The organism is Salmonella sp. SAL4457 (genome assembly GCF_046548235.1).
GTDB lineage: Bacteria > Pseudomonadota > Gammaproteobacteria > Enterobacterales > Enterobacteriaceae > Salmonella > Salmonella enterica.
This window is the reverse complement of record NZ_JBGDZO010000194.1, coordinates 1-336: the sequence shown is the minus strand read 5'-3', so window position 1 is coordinate 336 and position 336 is coordinate 1. Positions and strand designations below refer to the sequence as shown.

The window sequence follows — 336 nt, the reverse complement described above, 5'->3', positions numbered from 1 at the left end:
CCTGTGCACCGACTACCTGCAGGCCGAGCCGAAGAACCCGCTGCCGCCGCTGGACGTCCCGGAAAACCTCACCGCCGAGCTGCCGCCGCTGCTCAAGGCCTACATGCGCCTGGGCGCCAAGATCTGCGGCGAGCCTTGCTGGGACCCGGATTTCCAGGTCGCCGACGTGTTCATCCTGCTCAAGCGCGACGAACTCTGCCCGCGCTACGCCCGCCACTTCAAGGCAGCGGTCTGATGGCGCGGCTGCGCCTGCTGCTGCGCAGCGCACGCCTGCTCGGGCTGGTCGCGCTCGGACTGGGCCTGGCCGCTTGGGTCAGCCTGCGCGAGCGGCTGCCC

General features: G+C 70.8%; 1 pseudogene. It reads left to right on the top strand.

The window, feature by feature from the left end:
- Positions 1 to 235: pseudogene (olsB, locus tag ACLJNW_RS23875) on the top strand (L-ornithine N(alpha)-acyltransferase); the annotation flags it as partial.
- Positions 236 to 336: the final 101 nt, after the last annotated feature.